This window comes from Salmonella sp. SA14318 (assembly GCF_029866905.1).
Classification (GTDB): domain Bacteria; phylum Pseudomonadota; class Gammaproteobacteria; order Enterobacterales; family Enterobacteriaceae; genus Salmonella; species Salmonella enterica.
The window spans coordinates 4,651,285-4,668,588 of the sequence record NZ_CP123282.1; the positions used below are offsets into that span (position 1 = coordinate 4,651,285).

Genomic DNA, 17,304 nt, shown 5'->3' on the forward strand with positions numbered 1-17,304 from the left:
TGCGCTCAGGCGCGGATTTGTTGTGATGTGGCAGCGCTCTGGCAGATCGCGACATGCGCAACATCTACCAGTTTACTTAACTGACTAAACAGTAAGTCGACCGACCGGGGACTGGCAACGGTCAATTCAATATTTATATTCTGCGCATCGGTCGCGGCTTCCATATTCATGGAGCACACCTGAAAACCACGATGGCGCACCACGCGTAAAACACGTTCTAAGGTTTCTGGATTAAAGCGTGCCGATACATTGACCTGATGTTGCATCATGATAATTTCTCCAGCATTTCAGAGTTACTGGCGCCAGGCGGCACCAACGGCCAGACATTTTCAAGTTCGTCGATTGAGACGTGAAGCAGGTACGGCCCTTCGCTTGCCAACATCGTGTCGAGTGCCGCTTCAACCTGGTCTTTACGAGTAATGTGCTGGCCTGGAATGCCGAAGGCGCTGGCCAGCATGAGGAAATCGGGGTTATCGGTCAGGGTGGTTTCGCTATATCGCTCCTGGAAAAACAGTTGCTGCCATTGTCGAACCATACCTAACCGCTGGTTGTCGAGTAAGACTATCTTCAACGGTAACTGCTTGCGTTTTACGGTGCCCAACTCCTGAACATTCATCATGAAGGAGCCGTCACCGGAGATACAGATAACGGTATCATTCGGTCGCGCTACCTGCGCGCCAACGGCCGCCGGTAAGCCGAATCCCATCGTCCCCAGACCGCTGGAAGTGATGAAGTTCTCCGGGCGGGTGTAAGTCATATGCTGGGCTGACCACATCTGATGCTGCCCCACATCCGTCGTCACCACGCTGTCTGCGGGTTTGCGTTCCGACAATTGCTTCAACAACAACGGCGCATAGATAGTCTCGCCAGGATGGTCATAGCGCCAGGCGTGTTCTGCGCGCAGCTCTGCACAGGACTGACGCCATGCGTCGATCTTCAGCGGTTGCTGTAATGCCGGCAACAGCGAATTTAAATCGCCCTGCAACGCGACGTGTGCCTGACGCAGTTTGTTCATTTCCGCCGGGTCGATATCCATATGGATTACGCTGGCGTTCGGCGCAAACGTATTCAGCTTACCGGTCACCCGGTCATCAAAACGTGCACCCACTGCGATCAGTAAATCACACCCTTGCACCGCGAAATTAGCCGCTTTAGTACCGTGCATTCCCAGCATGCCCAGATAGTACGGATAATCAGCTTCAACAGCCCCCAGCCCTTTCAGCGTGCAGGTAACTGGCATTTGCGTTACCGCGATAAATTTACGCAGCGCCGGAACCGCCTGCGCCATACCAACACCACCGCCGACGTACAGCATGGGTTTTTTCGCCTGTTCCAGCATCTGGCGCGCCTGTTCAACATCAGCCTGCGGGAAGGTCGCTTCGTTAGCAACGGTAGTAAACCAGGGTTCCAGCTCACCGCTGGCCAACTGGATATCTTTCGGGATATCCACCAGAACCGGGCCAGGACGGCCAGCGTTGGCGACTTCAAAAGCCTCCGCCATGATACGAGGCAGCTCTGCCAGCGACTGCACCAGGAAGCTGTGTTTGGTACAGGCCAGCGACAGCCCTAACACATCCACCTCCTGGAACGCATCAGTGCCGATGAACGGGGCGGAAACCTGACCCGTGATCGCGACGACGGGGACCGAATCTAACAACGCATCCGCCAGGCCAGTGATCAGGTTAGTGGCGCCAGGGCCGGAAGTGGCGATACAAACACCGGTTTTGCCGGTAGAACGGGCATAACCGATTGCCGCCATTGCGGCACCCTGCTCGTGTCGGCACAACAAATGCTCCACACCACCGTCATACAACGCGTCGTAAACCGGCATAATTGCGCCGCCAGGATAACCAAATACGGTTTTCACCCCCTGCGCTCGCAAAGCATGTACCACCCACTGTGCCCCGTTCATAGTTACATCCCCGTCGTAAATCTTGAGAAACAGAATTTTATGCTGTTATTCACGCTCTGCTCCTCGCTTAAGTTTTTCAGGCCAAAAAAAACCCCCGGACCTTTCGGTGCGGGGGTCTTAGTTCGTTAAGGCTTGATTTCTAAGCCTTTCCTCGTCCAAGTGCAGCCCCGCACGGTGGGATAATAATCACCACCACGCTAATCACGACCAGGCTAATCACTCGTAGAAGGGCTGTCATTTTTGTCTATTCTTGCATCTTGTTCGAAGGAATACCTAAAGAGTTACCATAGGTTTTGCCAATAGCACAAGATATTTTTTTAACCACGTTTCAGATAATGCAGGTGAATGCCTAAAAGTGCTTTGTTTTTTATAAGAAAAATTAGCAACTGAAAAATTTTCACGTTTTCCTCCCCCTTTTGGCGCGCTTTACACCCTGTTTTCCTTCTTTTCGCTTCTGCGAGCGTTCTTCCAGTTTGATGTTTCTTACCTGAAAATGACGCCAAAATTCAGGAAGCAGCCGCTAAAAAACAAAAAGTCAGTAATTCGATTTTCTCTTCTATCCCGCATAATCCACGTAACAGGAGGGATTATGTCACTGGCGATTGTTCATACTCGCGCCGCACTTGGCGTCAATGCGCCGCCTATCACTATAGAGGTGCATATCAGTAATGGATTACCGGGATTAACCATGGTTGGCCTACCGGAAACCACGGTAAAAGAGGCGCGTGACCGGGTACGTAGTGCGATTATTAATAGCGGATATGAATTTCCGGCTAAAAAAATAACCATTAACCTTGCTCCAGCCGATCTACCGAAAGAGGGCGGAAGGTATGACCTGCCTATTGCTGTTGCGCTTCTGGCCGCGTCTGAGCAGCTTACAGCATCGAATCTTGAGGCATATGAGCTGGTGGGTGAGTTAGCGCTTACAGGCGCATTACGCGGCGTTCCTGGCGCAATATCAAGCGCAACGGAAGCCATCAGGGCCGGCAGAAATATTATCGTCGCAACAGAGAACGCGGCGGAGGTTGGGCTTATCAGCAAAGAAGGATGTTTTATCGCCGATCATCTACAAACCGTCTGCGCCTTTCTGGAAGGGAAACACGCCCTGGAAAGACCTTTAGCTCAGGATATGGCATCGCCTACCGCAACTGCCGATCTTCGCGATGTGATCGGTCAGGAGCAGGGTAAACGCGGCCTGGAGATTACAGCGGCAGGGGGACATAATCTGCTATTGATCGGCCCGCCGGGTACGGGTAAAACCATGCTGGCCAGTCGACTAAGCGGGATTCTTCCACCATTAAGCAATGAAGAGGCGTTAGAAAGCGCCGCGATCCTCAGTCTGGTTAATGCCGATACGGTACAAAAACGATGGCAGCAACGTCCCTTTCGCTCACCTCATCATAGCGCCTCACTTACTGCTATGGTCGGCGGCGGCGCAATACCCGCCCCGGGGGAGATATCGCTGGCGCACAACGGAATTTTGTTCCTTGATGAATTGCCTGAATTTGAGCGACGCACACTGGATGCGCTACGTGAACCTATAGAATCAGGTCAAATTCATTTATCCCGTACCAGAGCGAAAATAACGTACCCTGCCAGGTTCCAGTTAATCGCCGCAATGAATCCCAGCCCAACCGGACATTATCAGGGAAACCATAATCGCTGCACGCCAGAACAGACACTACGTTACCTTAATCGGTTGTCAGGCCCGTTTCTTGATCGTTTTGACCTTTCGCTTGAGATACCGCTTCCACCGCCCGGGATTCTTAGCCAACACGCCTCAAAGGGTGAGAGCAGCGCTACGGTAAAAAAGCGGGTCATCGCCGCCCATGAACGGCAGTACCGACGGCAGAAGAAGTTAAACGCGCGTCTGGAGGGTCGCGAAATCCAAAAATATTGTATTTTGCATCACGATGACGCCCGCTGGCTTGAAGACACGCTGGTGCATCTTGGATTATCCATTCGCGCCTGGCAGCGTTTACTAAAAGTGGCCAGAACCATTGCCGACATAGAACTGGCTGACCAGATCTCGCGTCAGCATTTGCAGGAGGCGGTAAGCTATCGGGCGATAGACAGATTGTTAATTCATTTGCAAAAGCTGTTGGCGTAAAAAAAGGGCATTACGCCCTTTTTATTAATCATCAGCTTCGGTGTAGTCTTCTGCGCCTTCAACTTGCGGCTTGCCGCCAGACAAGGTGTGGAAGCGTTTTGGACGCTTGATACGCGTCATATACTTGGACCAGACGCGTTCTGCATCCGTTACCGGCTCGCGTTCACCGCGACATACCGCTACAAACAGCTTCTCTTCTTCAGTCACAGGCTCACGCTTGCCAAGATCCAGATCATTAAAGGCATGACCATGACGCTCAAGCAGTTGTGCCTCTTTAATCGTGAAATCACCGTGACGAGAGAATCCACGTGGATAATGTTTATTGTCAAAATATCGATTAGTCGTCGTAAAGCTTTCCGCCATCCTGCACGCTCCTAATTCTTTGTCTGAGCTATTTATGGCGCGGAGTATTAGTTACGCTTGACAGAGTGTAAAACAAAACATTTAAATCATAACGACAAATAATTTTGTGGAGAGCACAGTGGATACGGAATTGTTAAAAACTTTCCTGGAAGTTAGCCGGACACGCCATTTCGGGCGGGCCGCAGAAGCACTTTACCTGACGCAATCCGCGGTGAGCTTTCGTATCAGGCAACTGGAGAATCAACTGGGCGTAAACCTTTTTACGCGGCACAGAAACAATATCCGTTTAACCACGGCTGGCGAAAAACTTTTACCGTATGCGGAAACGCTGATGAATACGTGGCAGGCGGCACGTAAAGAGGTGGCGCATACCTCACGCCATAACGAGTTTTCCATCGGCGCCAGCGCGTCTTTATGGGAGTGTATGCTTAACGCCTGGCTGGGGCGACTGTACCAACTACAGGAGCCGCAAAGCGGCCTGCAGTTCGAAGCCAGAATCGCTCAACGGCAATCGCTTGTGAAGCAACTTCATGAACGCCAGCTTGATCTCCTCATTACTACCGAAGCGCCCAAAATGGATGAGTTCAGCAGTCAGCTGTTAGGGCACTTCACTTTGGCGTTATATTGCAGCAGCCCTGCCCGTAAGAAATCAGAACTCAATTATCTGCGGCTGGAGTGGGGACCAGACTTCCAACAGCATGAAACAGGGCTGATCGCAGCAGATGAAGTGCCGGTATTAACAACCAGCTCAGCCGAACTCGCCCGACAGCAGCTTAGCGCATTAAATGGCTGTAGCTGGCTTCCTGTAAACTGGGCAAATGAAAAGGGCGGATTACATACCGTTGCCGACAGCGCAACGCTTTTACGGCCGCTATACGCCATTTGGCTGCAAAACAGCGATAAATACTCGCTGATCTGCGATCTGTTAAAAACGGATGTGCTGGATGAACAATGAAAATGATGAAAAGAAAAAGAAGGGAACTTACGATTACCTGACCAGATAATCAGGTAATTTCAGGCAAAAAAAATCCTTAGCAGATGCTAAGGATTATTTCTGGCAGGGGCGGAGAGACTCGAACTCCCAACACCCGGTTTTGGAGACCGGTGCTCTACCAATTGAACTACGCCCCTAATTAGGGTGGCGGAACGGACGGGACTCGAACCCGCGACCCCCTGCGTGACAGGCAGGTATTCTAACCAACTGAACTACCGCTCCACCGAATTCTTTTACAACCACTGATTTTTACATCAGTTTACTGCTTAATTTGATGCCTGGCAGTTCCCTACTCTCGCATGGGGAGACCCCACACTACCATCGGCGCTACGGCGTTTCACTTCTGAGTTCGGCATGGGGTCAGGTGGGACCACCGCGCTACGGCCGCCAGGCAAATTCTTTGTGCTCTGTACGCAATTCTTTATCGCATCAGCGGCGTTGCCTGCGCTCGTAAACTCAGTCACATACTTCTGTATGCTCCTTCCTTTCCTTCGCTTGCCGCCTTGCTGCTGCGCAAATTATTGCGTACTCAACTCTGAATCAGTGCTGAAAATCGTCTCTCATCCGCCAAAACATCTTCGGCGTTGTAAGGTTAAGCCTCACGGTTCATTAGTACCGGTTAGCTCAACGCATCGCTGCGCTTACACACCCGGCCTATCAACGTCGTCGTCTTCAACGTTCCTTCAGGAGACCTAAAGTCTCAGGGAGAACTCATCTCGGGGCAAGTTTCGTGCTTAGATGCTTTCAGCACTTATCTCTTCCGCATTTAGCTACCGGGCAGTGCCATTGGCATGACAACCCGAACACCAGTGATGCGTCCACTCCGGTCCTCTCGTACTAGGAGCAGCCCCCCTCAGTTCTCCAGCGCCCACGGCAGATAGGGACCGAACTGTCTCACGACGTTCTAAACCCAGCTCGCGTACCACTTTAAATGGCGAACAGCCATACCCTTGGGACCTACTTCAGCCCCAGGATGTGATGAGCCGACATCGAGGTGCCAAACACCGCCGTCGATATGAACTCTTGGGCGGTATCAGCCTGTTATCCCCGGAGTACCTTTTATCCGTTGAGCGATGGCCCTTCCATTCAGAACCACCGGATCACTATGACCTGCTTTCGCACCTGCTCGCGCCGTCACGCTCGCAGTCAAGCTGGCTTATGCCATTGCACTAACCTCCTGATGTCCGACCAGGATTAGCCAACCTTCGTGCTCCTCCGTTACTCTTTAGGAGGAGACCGCCCCAGTCAAACTACCCACCAGACACTGTCCGCAACCCGGATTACGGGTCCACGTTAGAACATCAAACATTAAAGGGTGGTATTTCAAGGTCGGCTCCATGCAGACTGGCGTCCACACTTCAAAGCCTCCCACCTATCCTACACATCAAGGCTCAATGTTCAGTGTCAAGCTATAGTAAAGGTTCACGGGGTCTTTCCGTCTTGCCGCGGGTACACTGCATCTTCACAGCGAGTTCAATTTCACTGAGTCTCGGGTGGAGACAGCCTGGCCATCATTACGCCATTCGTGCAGGTCGGAACTTACCCGACAAGGAATTTCGCTACCTTAGGACCGTTATAGTTACGGCCGCCGTTTACCGGGGCTTCGATCAGGAGCTTCGCTTGCGCTGACCCCATCAATTAACCTTCCGGCACCGGGCAGGCGTCACACCGTATACGTCCACTTTCGTGTTTGCACAGTGCTGTGTTTTTAATAAACAGTTGCAGCCAGCTGGTATCTTCGACTGACTTCAGCTCCATGAGTAAATCACTTCACCTACGTGTCAGCGTGCCTTCTCCCGAAGTTACGGCACCATTTTGCCTAGTTCCTTCACCCGAGTTCTCTCAAGCGCCTTGGTATTCTCTACCTGACCACCTGTGTCGGTTTGGGGTACGATTTGATGTTACCTGATGCTTAGAGGCTTTTCCTGGAAGCAGGGCATTTGTTGCTTCAGCACCGTAGTGCCTCGTCGTCACGCCTCAGTGTTAAAGTGAACCGGATTTACCTGGAACACACACCTACACGCTTAAACCGGGACAACCGTCGCCCGGCCAACATAGCCTTCTCCGTCCCCCCTTCGCAGTAACACCAAGTACGGGAATATTAACCCGTTTCCCATCGACTACGCCTTTCGGCCTCGCCTTAGGGGTCGACTCACCCTGCCCCGATTAACGTTGGACAGGAACCCTTGGTCTTCCGGCGAGCGGGCTTTTCACCCGCTTTATCGTTACTTATGTCAGCATTCGCACTTCTGATACCTCCAGCAACCCTCACAGGCCACCTTCGCAGGCTTACAGAACGCTCCCCTACCCAACAACACACAGTGTCGCTGCCGCAGCTTCGGTGCATGGTTTAGCCCCGTTACATCTTCCGCGCAGGCCGACTCGACCAGTGAGCTATTACGCTTTCTTTAAATGATGGCTGCTTCTAAGCCAACATCCTGGCTGTCTGGGCCTTCCCACATCGTTTCCCACTTAACCATGACTTTGGGACCTTAGCTGGCGGTCTGGGTTGTTTCCCTCTTCACGACGGACGTTAGCACCCGCCGTGTGTCTCCCGTGATAACATTCTCCGGTATTCGCAGTTTGCATCGGGTTGGTAAGCCGGGATGGCCCCCTAGCCGAAACAGTGCTCTACCCCCGGAGATGAATTCACGAGGCGCTACCTAAATAGCTTTCGGGGAGAACCAGCTATCTCCCGGTTTGATTGGCCTTTCACCCCCAGCCACAGGTCATCCGCTAATTTTTCAACATTAGTCGGTTCGGTCCTCCAGTTAGTGTTACCCAACCTTCAACCTGCCCATGGCTAGATCACCGGGTTTCGGGTCTATACCCTGCAACTTAACGCCCGGTTAAGACTCGGTTTCCCTGCGGCTCCCCTATACGGTTAACCTTGCTACAGAATATAAGTCGCTGACCCATTATACAAAAGGTACGCAGTCACACAGGTAAACCTGTGCTCCCACTGCTTGTACGTACACGGTTTCAGGTTCTTTTTCACTCCCCTCGCCGGGGTTCTTTTCGCCTTTCCCTCACGGTACTGGTTCACTATCGGTCAGTCAGGAGTATTTAGCCTTGGAGGATGGTCCCCCCATATTCAGACAGGATACCACGTGTCCCGCCCTACTCATCGAGCTCACAGCACATGCGCTTTTGTGTACGGGGCTGTCACCCTGTATCGCGCGCCTTTCCAGACGCTTCCACTAACACACATGCTGATTCAGGCTCTGGGCTCCTCCCCGTTCGCTCGCCGCTACTGGGGGAATCTCGGTTGATTTCTTTTCCTCGGGGTACTTAGATGTTTCAGTTCCCCCGGTTCGCCTCATTAACCTATGGATTCAGTTAATGATAGTGTGACGAGTCACACTGGGTTTCCCCATTCGGGTATCGCCGGTTATAACGGTTCATATCACCTTACCGGCGCTTATCGCAGATTAGCACGCCCTTCATCGCCTCTGACTGCCAGGGCATCCACCGTGTACGCTTAGTCGCTTAACCTCACAACCCGAAGATGTTTCTTACGATTCATCATCGTGTTGCGAAAATTTGAGAGACTCACGAACAACTTTCGTTGTTCTGTGTTTCAATTTTCAGCTTGATCCAGATTTTTAAAGAGCAAATATCTCAAACGTGACTCGTAAGTCAGTTTTGAGATACTGATGGCAACGCCTTTCACACATTACCGCGCAAGTGGCGTCCCCTAGGGGATTCGAACCCCTGTTACCGCCGTGAAAGGGCGGTGTCCTGGGCCTCTAGACGAAGGGGACACTGAAGTCTCAATCGCAAGACGCCTTGCTTTTTACTTTCTATCAGACAATCTGTGTGAGCACTGCAAAGTACGCTTCTTTAAGGTAAGGAGGTGATCCAACCGCAGGTTCCCCTACGGTTACCTTGTTACGACTTCACCCCAGTCATGAATCACAAAGTGGTAAGCGCCCTCCCGAAGGTTAAGCTACCTACTTCTTTTGCAACCCACTCCCATGGTGTGACGGGCGGTGTGTACAAGGCCCGGGAACGTATTCACCGTGGCATTCTGATCCACGATTACTAGCGATTCCGACTTCATGGAGTCGAGTTGCAGACTCCAATCCGGACTACGACGCACTTTATGAGGTCCGCTTGCTCTCGCGAGGTCGCTTCTCTTTGTATGCGCCATTGTAGCACGTGTGTAGCCCTGGTCGTAAGGGCCATGATGACTTGACGTCATCCCCACCTTCCTCCAGTTTATCACTGGCAGTCTCCTTTGAGTTCCCGACCTAATCGCTGGCAACAAAGGATAAGGGTTGCGCTCGTTGCGGGACTTAACCCAACATTTCACAACACGAGCTGACGACAGCCATGCAGCACCTGTCTCACAGTTCCCGAAGGCACCAATCCATCTCTGGAAAGTTCTGTGGATGTCAAGACCAGGTAAGGTTCTTCGCGTTGCATCGAATTAAACCACATGCTCCACCGCTTGTGCGGGCCCCCGTCAATTCATTTGAGTTTTAACCTTGCGGCCGTACTCCCCAGGCGGTCTACTTAACGCGTTAGCTCCGGAAGCCACGCCTCAAGGGCACAACCTCCAAGTAGACATCGTTTACGGCGTGGACTACCAGGGTATCTAATCCTGTTTGCTCCCCACGCTTTCGCACCTGAGCGTCAGTCTTTGTCCAGGGGGCCGCCTTCGCCACCGGTATTCCTCCAGATCTCTACGCATTTCACCGCTACACCTGGAATTCTACCCCCCTCTACAAGACTCAAGCCTGCCAGTTTCGAATGCAGTTCCCAGGTTGAGCCCGGGGATTTCACATCCGACTTGACAGACCGCCTGCGTGCGCTTTACGCCCAGTAATTCCGATTAACGCTTGCACCCTCCGTATTACCGCGGCTGCTGGCACGGAGTTAGCCGGTGCTTCTTCTGCGGGTAACGTCAATTGCTGCGGTTATTAACCACAACACCTTCCTCCCCGCTGAAAGTACTTTACAACCCGAAGGCCTTCTTCATACACGCGGCATGGCTGCATCAGGCTTGCGCCCATTGTGCAATATTCCCCACTGCTGCCTCCCGTAGGAGTCTGGACCGTGTCTCAGTTCCAGTGTGGCTGGTCATCCTCTCAGACCAGCTAGGGATCGTCGCCTTGGTGAGCCGTTACCTCACCAACAAGCTAATCCCATCTGGGCACATCTGATGGCAAGAGGCCCGAAGGTCCCCCTCTTTGGTCTTGCGACGTTATGCGGTATTAGCCACCGTTTCCAGTAGTTATCCCCCTCCATCAGGCAGTTTCCCAGACATTACTCACCCGTCCGCCACTCGTCAGCGAAGCAGCAAGCTGCTTCCTGTTACCGTTCGACTTGCATGTGTTAGGCCTGCCGCCAGCGTTCAATCTGAGCCATGATCAAACTCTTCAATTTAAAAGTTTGATGCTCAAAGAATTAAACTTCGTAATGAATTACGTGTTCACTCTTGAGACTTGGTATTCATTTTTCGTCTTGCGACGTCAAGAATCCGTATCTTCGAGTGCCCACACAGATTGTCTGATAAATTGTTAAAGAGCAGTGCCGCTTCGCTTTTTCTCAGCGGCGCGGGGTGTGCATATTACGCTTTCCCGCTTCAGAGTCAAGCGTTTATTTTCGCTTTTCTCCGTGAGGTTCTGGTCTGAACCCCGCTGACCCGGCGGCCTGTATGCCGTTGTTCCGTGTCAGTGGTGGCGCATTATAGGGAGTTATTTCTGCCTGACAAGAGGAAATTTAAAATAATTTTCTGAGTGTCTCTTTTTTCATCAACAGCGTGCTTAACGTGCCATAAAATAAGCAAATTGCCGTTATTGCAACTGCAATCACACTTCCAGGTGGCATACTAATAACCAAACGAAAGAGAAAGGAAGAACATTCATGCCTTTAAGCGCACAACAATTAGCCGCACAGAAAAATCTATCCTATGTTCTGGCTGAAAAGCTGGCGCAGCGGATATTAAAGGGTGACTACGCCCCCGGTACGATTCTTCCCGGCGAAATAGAACTGGGCGAGCAGTACGGCGTAAGTCGAACGGCAGTTCGCGAAGCGGTGAAAACGTTGACGGCTAAAGGTATGGTGCTACCCCGTCCGCGCATTGGTACGCGGGTGATGCCGCAGGGAAACTGGAACTTTCTGGATCAAGAGCTGCTGACCTGGTGGATGACGGAAGAAAATTTTCATCAGGTGGTAGATCATTTTCTGGTGATGCGTATTAGCCTGGAGCCGCAAGCCTGCCTGCTGGCGGCGACTCTTGGCACACCGGAGCAGAAAGCGCGGCTTAATGCCTTAATGGAAGAGATGGTCGCGCTGAAAAAGCATTTTAAGCGTGAACGCTGGATTGAAGTGGATATGGCGTGGCACGAGCATATCTACGAAATGAGCGCCAATCCCTTTCTAATCTCTTTTGCGACGCTATTTCATTCGGTTTATCACACTTACTTTACCTCAATCACCTATAACGAGGTGGTAAAGCTGGATTTGCACCAGGCCATTGTTGATGCCATCGCTGATGGCGACGGCGAACGCGCTTTCCAGGCCTGCCAGGCGTTGTTAATAGCGCCCAATGAGAGACCAGATAATTAACAGGATATTGAATGACCAGCAAAAAAGCGCGCAGTATGGCTGGCCTGCCGTGGATCGCGGCGATGGCCTTCTTTATGCAGGCGCTAGACGCCACCATTTTGAATACCGCTTTACCGGCTATTGCGCATAGTCTTAACCGTTCACCACTCGCCATGCAGTCCGCTATTATCAGTTATACCCTGACAGTAGCTATGTTAATTCCGGTAAGCGGCTGGCTGGCTGACCGCTTTGGTACGCGTCGCGTCTTTATGGTTGCCGTAAGTCTGTTTACGTTAGGCTCGCTGGCCTGCGCGCTCTCCAGTTCACTATCTGAATTGGTTATTTTTCGCGTCGTACAAGGCGTCGGCGGAGCGATGATGATGCCAGTGGCGCGGCTGGCGTTATTGCGAGCCTATCCGCGTAGTGAGCTGCTGCCCGTTCTTAACTTTGTCACTATGCCGGGGCTGGTAGGTCCGATTCTGGGGCCGGTATTAGGCGGCGTACTGGTGACCTGGGCAAGCTGGCACTGGATCTTCCTGATTAATATTCCCATTGGTGTTGCAGGCATTCTGTATGCCCGCAAATATATGCCCAACTTCACCACGCCGCGTCGCAAGTTTGACATGACCGGCTTCTTTCTTTTTGGGTTAAGTCTGGTTTTATTTTCCAGCGGAATGGAACTGTTTGGCGAAAAGATTGTGGCGACATGGATCGCATCCGCCATTATTTTTTGCAGTATCGTTCTACTATTGGCCTATATCCGCCACGCCCGCCGTCATCCGACACCGTTAATATCACTATCGCTGTTTAAGACACGCACATTTTCCGTCGGTATTGCCGGCAACCTCGCCACGCGTCTGGGGACAGGCTGCGTACCTTTTTTGATGCCGTTAATGCTACAGGTTGGTTTTGGCTACCCGGCTCTGATCGCCGGCTGCATGATGGCGCCGACAGCTTTGGGTTCTATTATCGCGAAATCGACCGTAACGCAGGTTTTGCGACGTTTGGGATACCGGAAGACTCTGGTCGGCATTACGGTATTTATCGGTCTGATGATTGCCCAGTTTTCGTTTCAATCTCCCGCCATGCCGATCTGGATGCTCGTACTGCCGCTATTCATTCTTGGAATGGCGATGTCCACTCAATTTACGGCAATGAATACGATTACTCTTGCGGATCTGACGGACGATAATGCCAGCAGCGGCAACAGCGTTCTGGCGGTTACGCAGCAATTGTCTATCAGTTTAGGCGTGGCGATCAGCGCGGCGGTGTTACGTATTTATGAAGGTTTTGCGGGCACCAGTACCGTGGAACAGTTCCACTATACCTTTATCACGATGGGGGCGATCACTATCGTGTCCGCGCTGATGTTTATGCTGCTAAGAGCCAAAGACGGCAACAATCTGATTAAAGAACGGCATAAATCTAAACCGACCCACGCACCGTCAAAACCGGAGTAAGCTGAAGTCGCTGTTGTTGCAAGGCGGGCTGCGCCATCCGATGAATCAACACATCAATAGCCAGCTCGCCCAATTCATCTTTCGGCTGATGGATAGTCGTCAGCGGCGGCGTCATATAGCGCGCCAGCTCAATATCATCATAGCCAATGACTGCCATATCCTGCGGGATACGAAGCCCCGCCTGATATAGCGCCTGATAGGCGCCGACAGCCATCGCATCGTTTCCGGTAAAAACCGCTTGCGGTCGCTGTTGATGGGCCAGTAACGCCTGCATGGCGTCAAAGCCGCCGCCAAATTCAAAATCGCCGGTGATCTCATAGCCTTGCGGAATAGCCAGCCCTGCGCGTTTCATCGCCGCCCGATACCCTTCCAGCCGCAAACGCGCTGGCGTTTTGTCCAGCGGGCCGGTAATACAGGCTATTCGGGTAAATCCTTTATCGATAAGGTATTGCGTCGCAAGATCGCCGCCTAACAACGAATTATCCTGAATGAGATCGCTATCGCCCTCACCATCAAACGGCGACCAGTCCATCATGACGGTAGGAATAGACGGATAACGCTCCATGATTTCACGAGAAGGCTGATGCGTTTCGGTACACAGCAGCAGTAAACCGTCTACCCGTTTTTGCATCAGCGTCTCCAGGTTGCGGTTCATCCGTTGCTCGTCGCCTTCGGTATTGCACAGCACCAGACTATAACCGCGCTCAAAACAGCTTCGCTCAACGCCGCGCACCAGTTCGGAATAAAAAGGGTTGGTACTGGCGGTAATTAGCATACCAATCGTGCGGGTCTGGTTTAACTTGAGGCTTCGCGCCAGCGCAGAAGGCGCATAGTTAAGTGATTTAATCGCCGCTTCAACTTTTTCGGTTATCGTCTCACTCACAAAGCGATCTTTGTTAATAACGTGAGAGACCGTCGATGTAGAGACTCCCGCCAGGCGGGCAACATCTTTCATAGTAGCCAAGCGTTACCCCTGCTGATGTAAAAACGCTTCTATCTCTTCGCGCCACGGAACGGAAGGTTGCGCGCCTTTACGCGTTACGGCAATCGCGGCGGCGGCATGGGCAAAGCGAATCGCTTCCGGCAACGGCGTCTCCTCCAGTATCGCGGTGATAAAGGCGCCGTTAAACGTATCTCCGGCGGCAATGGTATCGACAGCCTCAACGCTAAATCCAGGAACGCGGCGGCCCTCGCCGTTTACGCTGGCCCAGACGCCACGGCTTCCTAAGGTAATTAATACGGTTCGAATGCCTTTATCATGCAAAACCTGCGCAGCTTTCGCGGCATCGTCGTCATTTTCCACACGCACGCCCGTCAGCTTTTCAGCTTCCGTTTCATTTGGCGTGATGATGTCCACCAGCGCCAGCAGTTCATCCGGTAGCTCACGGGCAGGCGCCGGGTTAAGCGCAACAGTAGTATGATGTTGATGGGCGATTTTCGCCGCCGCCAGTACGCTTTCCAGCGGCGATTCCAGCTGCATCAGTAACGCATCCGCCTGCGCGATACGTTCACGTTGCGCATCAACCAACGCCGGCGATAACGCGGCATTCGCTCCGGCATGAATACCGATGACGTTCTCGCCTTCGCCGTTAACGAAAATCAGCGCCACCCCGGTAGACTCGCCTTTAATAACGCTAACTGGCGCGATATCAATACGATCGCTGACTAATTGTTTACGAATACTGTCGCCAATATCGTCATCGCCCGTGCAGGCGATAAACGCAATATTTGCCCCGCTACGTCCCGCAGCAACCGCCTGATTCGCGCCTTTCCCGCCAAACGCGACCTGATAATGGCTACCGGTTACCGTTTCACCCGGGGTAGGGAAGGACTCAAGATTAAGGATATGATCGGCATTAATGCTGCCAAGGACGATGAGATTACCTGCGGTTTTCATATTCGGGGTTCCACGTCAAAGTGCGCCACCGGTTAGGGTGGCGCGTGCCCTGCTTTTCTTTTTTTACGTTCACCTCAGCGGAGGCTCGCGTATTTCTGTCGCCATCAGGCCATAGTTGACCCGTGTCGTTTATTACTGCTTGATGACCAGTTTCAGGTCAACCGGATATTTGGCCTGAACTTTTTCGCCTTTCAGCACCTTATCCGCCACTTCAACGCCTTTGGCGCCGATTTGATCCGGTAACTGAGCGATAGTCGCTGCCAGTTTGCCATCTTTTACGGCCTTTTCGCCATCCGGCGTACCGTCAAATCCAACCACCATCACATCTGCTTTACCGGCAGTTTGCAGCGCGCGCAGTGCGCCCAGCGCCATTTCATCGTTCTGGGCGAAGACAGCCTGAACATCCGGATGCGCGGTCAGCAGGTTCTGCATGACGTTCAGACCCTTAGTACGGTCGAAATCAGCAGGCTGGCTGGCCAGGACATTAAATTTGTGGGCGGCTACCGCCTGCTGGAAACCTTCGCCACGCTCACGCGCCGCAGATGTTCCGGCAATGCCTTGCAACTCAATCACTTTGGCGCCTTCGCCAGCTTTTTTCGCGATATAGTCGCCAGCGATCTTACCGCCCAGCACGTTATCAGACGCGATATGGCTGACGACATCGCCTTTGGTTGCCTGGCGGTCAAGCGTGATAACCGGAATCTTCGCCTGGTTCGCCATCTTCACCGCGTTACCCACCGCATCGGAGTCAGTCGGGTTGATCAGCAGAATTTTGGTCCCGCGAACGGTTAAATCCTGCACGTTCGCCAGCTCTTTGGCAGGGTTGTTCTGGGAGTCCAGCACCACCAGGTTATAACCCAGTTTATCCGCCTCTTTTTGCGCCCCGTCTTTTAACGACACGAAGAAGGGGTTATTGAGGGTAGAGATCACCAGCGCAATGGTGTCTTTCGCCATTGCATTCGCGCTCACGGTGGCGCTCAGCGCAACAGCAGATACCAGGGTAGCCAGTTTTTTCATGTTCATATTTCAGATGTCCTGTAGTCGTTGTTACTGCTTTTTGTTGTCTACCAGTACCGCCAGCAAAATCACCACCGCTTTGACGATCATCTGGTAATAGGAGGAAACACCTAACAAATTCAAACCATTATTAAGGAAGCCGAGAATCAATGCGCCGATCAATGTCCCAACAATGCGTCCTTTACCGCCTGCAAGGCTGGTGCCGCCCAGCACCACGGCGGCAATAGCATCCAGCTCATAGCCGGTACCCGCCGTCGGCTGCGCGGAAGAGAGGCGCGCCACTTCAATGATGCCCGCCAGCGACGCTGTCAGGCCGCAAAGTGAATAGACGATAATTTTCACTTTGCTCACGCTAATGCCAGACAGGCGCGTCGCCGCTTCGTTACCGCCCAGCGCGTAGATATAGCGTCCCAGACGGGTGTGATGCAGCATATACCAGGCGGCGATAAAGACGATAGCCATGATCCAGACCGGCGTAGGAACGCCCAGCGGACGGCCGATACCGAACCAGCCAAACAGATCGGCGTTATCGGTAAAGCCGGTGTTGACCGGGCTACCGTCGGTGTAAACCATCGTCACGCCACGCAGTAGCAGCATCATCACCAGCGTAGCGATAAACGCCTGTACGCGGCCCTTCGCGACGATAACGCCAGTGACGGCGCCAATCGCAGCGCCCAGCGCCAGCGCGGCGGCAACCGCGACCAGCGCATTCACTTCAACGCCGACGATTGAAGCGGCAACCGCGCCGGTGAGCGCCAGCAGGGAGCCGACGGACAGATCGATCCCCGATGTCAGAATCACCAACGTCATCCCCACCGCCATAATGGCGTTGACGGAGGTCTGTTGAAGAATATTGAACAGATTATTAACGGTAAAAAAGTTGGGGCTCAACGTCGAAACAATCGCGATCAGCACCAGCAGGGCAATGAGCGACTTCTGCTCAAGAAGCCACGCTTTAGTGAAATAACGGCGACCAGAAACAGCCTGGGTTGTCAT

Annotated in this window: 13 protein-coding genes, 3 tRNA genes and 3 rRNA genes; 4 read left to right on the forward strand and 15 right to left on the reverse strand. The window is 52.6% G+C overall.

Translation table 11 applies throughout. The annotated features are described in order from the left end of the window. Positions 1-5: 5 nt before the first annotated feature. The 4 genes from ilvM to ilvL all read right to left on the reverse strand — a co-directional run bounded on the left by ilvM (position 6) and on the right by ilvL (position 2,150). Positions 6-269, reverse strand: coding sequence for an acetolactate synthase 2 small subunit (ilvM, locus tag QEN32_RS22165; protein WP_000983260.1), 264 nt, complete (start codon positions 267-269; stop codon positions 6-8). Next, on the reverse strand, positions 266-1,912 hold the full coding sequence (gene ilvG / locus QEN32_RS22170) for an acetolactate synthase 2 catalytic subunit (RefSeq protein WP_001012555.1): 1,647 nt from the start codon (positions 1,910-1,912) through the stop codon (positions 266-268). The genes ilvM and ilvG overlap by 4 nt, the downstream gene beginning before the upstream one ends. A gap of 2 nt (positions 1,913-1,914) precedes the next feature. Further along, positions 1,915-1,965: a peptide IlvX gene (gene ilvX, locus QEN32_RS22175; protein ID WP_192930503.1), complete on the reverse strand. Its 51-nt coding sequence runs from the start codon at positions 1,963-1,965 to the stop codon at positions 1,915-1,917. Positions 1,966-2,051: 86 nt separating this feature from the next. Beyond that, positions 2,052-2,150, reverse strand: coding sequence for an ilv operon leader peptide (gene ilvL / locus QEN32_RS22180; RefSeq protein WP_001311244.1), 99 nt, complete (start codon positions 2,148-2,150; stop codon positions 2,052-2,054). Between the two features lie 351 nt (positions 2,151-2,501). On the opposite strand from ilvL, the gene QEN32_RS22185 reads away from it, so the two are divergent. Then, positions 2,502-4,022: a YifB family Mg chelatase-like AAA ATPase gene (locus QEN32_RS22185; RefSeq protein ID WP_023206359.1), complete on the forward strand. Its 1,521-nt coding sequence runs from the start codon at positions 2,502-2,504 to the stop codon at positions 4,020-4,022. Positions 4,023-4,046: 24 nt separating this feature from the next. On the opposite strand, the gene maoP is transcribed toward QEN32_RS22185, so the two are convergent. Continuing rightward, positions 4,047-4,385 carry a macrodomain Ori organization protein MaoP gene (gene maoP, locus QEN32_RS22190; RefSeq protein WP_000840996.1) on the reverse strand — a complete coding sequence of 113 codons (339 nt, stop codon included), beginning with the start codon at positions 4,383-4,385 and terminating at the stop codon, positions 4,047-4,049. A 106-nt stretch (positions 4,386-4,491) separates the two neighbouring features. Between maoP and hdfR the strand changes: the two genes are divergently transcribed. Continuing rightward, positions 4,492-5,340, forward strand: a complete 849-nt coding sequence (hdfR, locus tag QEN32_RS22195; protein WP_079969277.1) for an HTH-type transcriptional regulator HdfR — start codon at positions 4,492-4,494, stop codon at positions 5,338-5,340. 100 nt (positions 5,341-5,440) lie between these two features. On the opposite strand, the gene QEN32_RS22200 is transcribed toward hdfR, so the two are convergent. The 6 genes from QEN32_RS22200 to QEN32_RS22225 form a co-directional block, all read right to left on the reverse strand. Then, positions 5,441-5,516 (reverse strand) — tRNA-Trp (locus QEN32_RS22200). 8 nt (positions 5,517-5,524) lie between these two features. Further along, a tRNA-Asp gene (locus QEN32_RS22205) sits at positions 5,525-5,601 on the reverse strand. A gap of 54 nt (positions 5,602-5,655) precedes the next feature. After that, a 5S ribosomal RNA gene (rrf, locus tag QEN32_RS22210) occupies positions 5,656-5,771 on the reverse strand. Positions 5,772-5,967: 196 nt separating this feature from the next. After that, a 23S ribosomal RNA gene (locus QEN32_RS22215) occupies positions 5,968-8,874 on the reverse strand. A gap of 193 nt (positions 8,875-9,067) precedes the next feature. Then, positions 9,068-9,143: transfer RNA gene (locus tag QEN32_RS22220), tRNA-Glu, on the reverse strand. A gap of 85 nt (positions 9,144-9,228) precedes the next feature. Then, positions 9,229-10,770, reverse strand: a 16S ribosomal RNA gene (locus QEN32_RS22225). The 16S, 23S and 5S rRNA genes sit together here with 3 tRNA genes alongside, the layout of an rRNA operon. Positions 10,771-11,250: 480 nt before the next feature. Between QEN32_RS22225 and QEN32_RS22230 the strand changes: the two genes are divergently transcribed. Together QEN32_RS22230 and mdtD are read left to right on the forward strand one after the other, a co-directional pair. Then, complete coding sequence (locus QEN32_RS22230; protein ID WP_001131144.1) at positions 11,251-11,955, forward strand: FadR/GntR family transcriptional regulator; 705 nt, start codon at positions 11,251-11,253, stop codon at positions 11,953-11,955. Between the two features lie 11 nt (positions 11,956-11,966). Continuing rightward, on the forward strand, positions 11,967-13,394 hold the full coding sequence (gene mdtD / locus QEN32_RS22235) for a multidrug transporter subunit MdtD (protein WP_000202071.1): 1,428 nt from the start codon (positions 11,967-11,969) through the stop codon (positions 13,392-13,394). Here mdtD and rbsR read toward each other — a convergent pair. The 4 genes from rbsR to rbsC all read right to left on the reverse strand — a co-directional run bounded on the left by rbsR (position 13,360) and on the right by rbsC (position 17,304). Beyond that, entirely contained in the window at positions 13,360-14,358 is a 999-nt protein-coding gene (rbsR, locus tag QEN32_RS22240; protein WP_000224491.1) for a ribose operon transcriptional repressor RbsR, read from the reverse strand. The genes mdtD and rbsR overlap by 35 nt on opposite strands. A 3-nt stretch (positions 14,359-14,361) precedes the next feature. Next, on the reverse strand, positions 14,362-15,291 hold the full coding sequence (rbsK, locus tag QEN32_RS22245) for a ribokinase (protein WP_000844730.1): 930 nt from the start codon (positions 15,289-15,291) through the stop codon (positions 14,362-14,364). 132 nt (positions 15,292-15,423) lie between these two features. Further along, positions 15,424-16,314: a ribose ABC transporter substrate-binding protein RbsB gene (gene rbsB, locus QEN32_RS22250; protein ID WP_001056260.1), complete on the reverse strand. Its 891-nt coding sequence runs from the start codon at positions 16,312-16,314 to the stop codon at positions 15,424-15,426. A 24-nt stretch (positions 16,315-16,338) separates the two neighbouring features. Next, positions 16,339-17,304 (reverse strand): ribose ABC transporter permease, encoded by a 966-nt coding sequence (rbsC, locus tag QEN32_RS22255; RefSeq protein WP_000211345.1) that lies wholly within the window; start codon positions 17,302-17,304, stop codon positions 16,339-16,341.

Excerpts from the sequence above, each read along its gene's own strand:
- ilvM (WP_000983260.1), bottom strand. The coding sequence starts at position 269 with ATGATGCAACATCAGGTCAATGTATCGGCACGCTTTAATCCAGAAACC.
- ilvG (WP_001012555.1), bottom strand. The coding sequence starts at position 1,912 with ATGAACGGGGCACAGTGGGTGGTACATGCTTTGCGAGCGCAGGGGGTG.
- ilvL (WP_001311244.1), bottom strand. The coding sequence starts at position 2,150 with ATGACAGCCCTTCTACGAGTGATTAGCCTGGTCGTGATTAGCGTGGTG.
- QEN32_RS22185 (WP_023206359.1), top strand. The coding sequence starts at position 2,502 with ATGTCACTGGCGATTGTTCATACTCGCGCCGCACTTGGCGTCAATGCG.
- maoP (WP_000840996.1), bottom strand. The coding sequence starts at position 4,385 with ATGGCGGAAAGCTTTACGACGACTAATCGATATTTTGACAATAAACAT.
- QEN32_RS22230 (WP_001131144.1), top strand. The coding sequence starts at position 11,251 with ATGCCTTTAAGCGCACAACAATTAGCCGCACAGAAAAATCTATCCTAT.
- mdtD (WP_000202071.1), top strand. The coding sequence starts at position 11,967 with ATGACCAGCAAAAAAGCGCGCAGTATGGCTGGCCTGCCGTGGATCGCG.
- rbsK (WP_000844730.1), bottom strand. The coding sequence starts at position 15,291 with ATGAAAACCGCAGGTAATCTCATCGTCCTTGGCAGCATTAATGCCGAT.
- rbsB (WP_001056260.1), bottom strand. The coding sequence starts at position 16,314 with ATGAACATGAAAAAACTGGCTACCCTGGTATCTGCTGTTGCGCTGAGC.
- rbsC (WP_000211345.1), bottom strand. The coding sequence starts at position 17,304 with ATGACAACCCAGGCTGTTTCTGGTCGCCGTTATTTCACTAAAGCGTGG.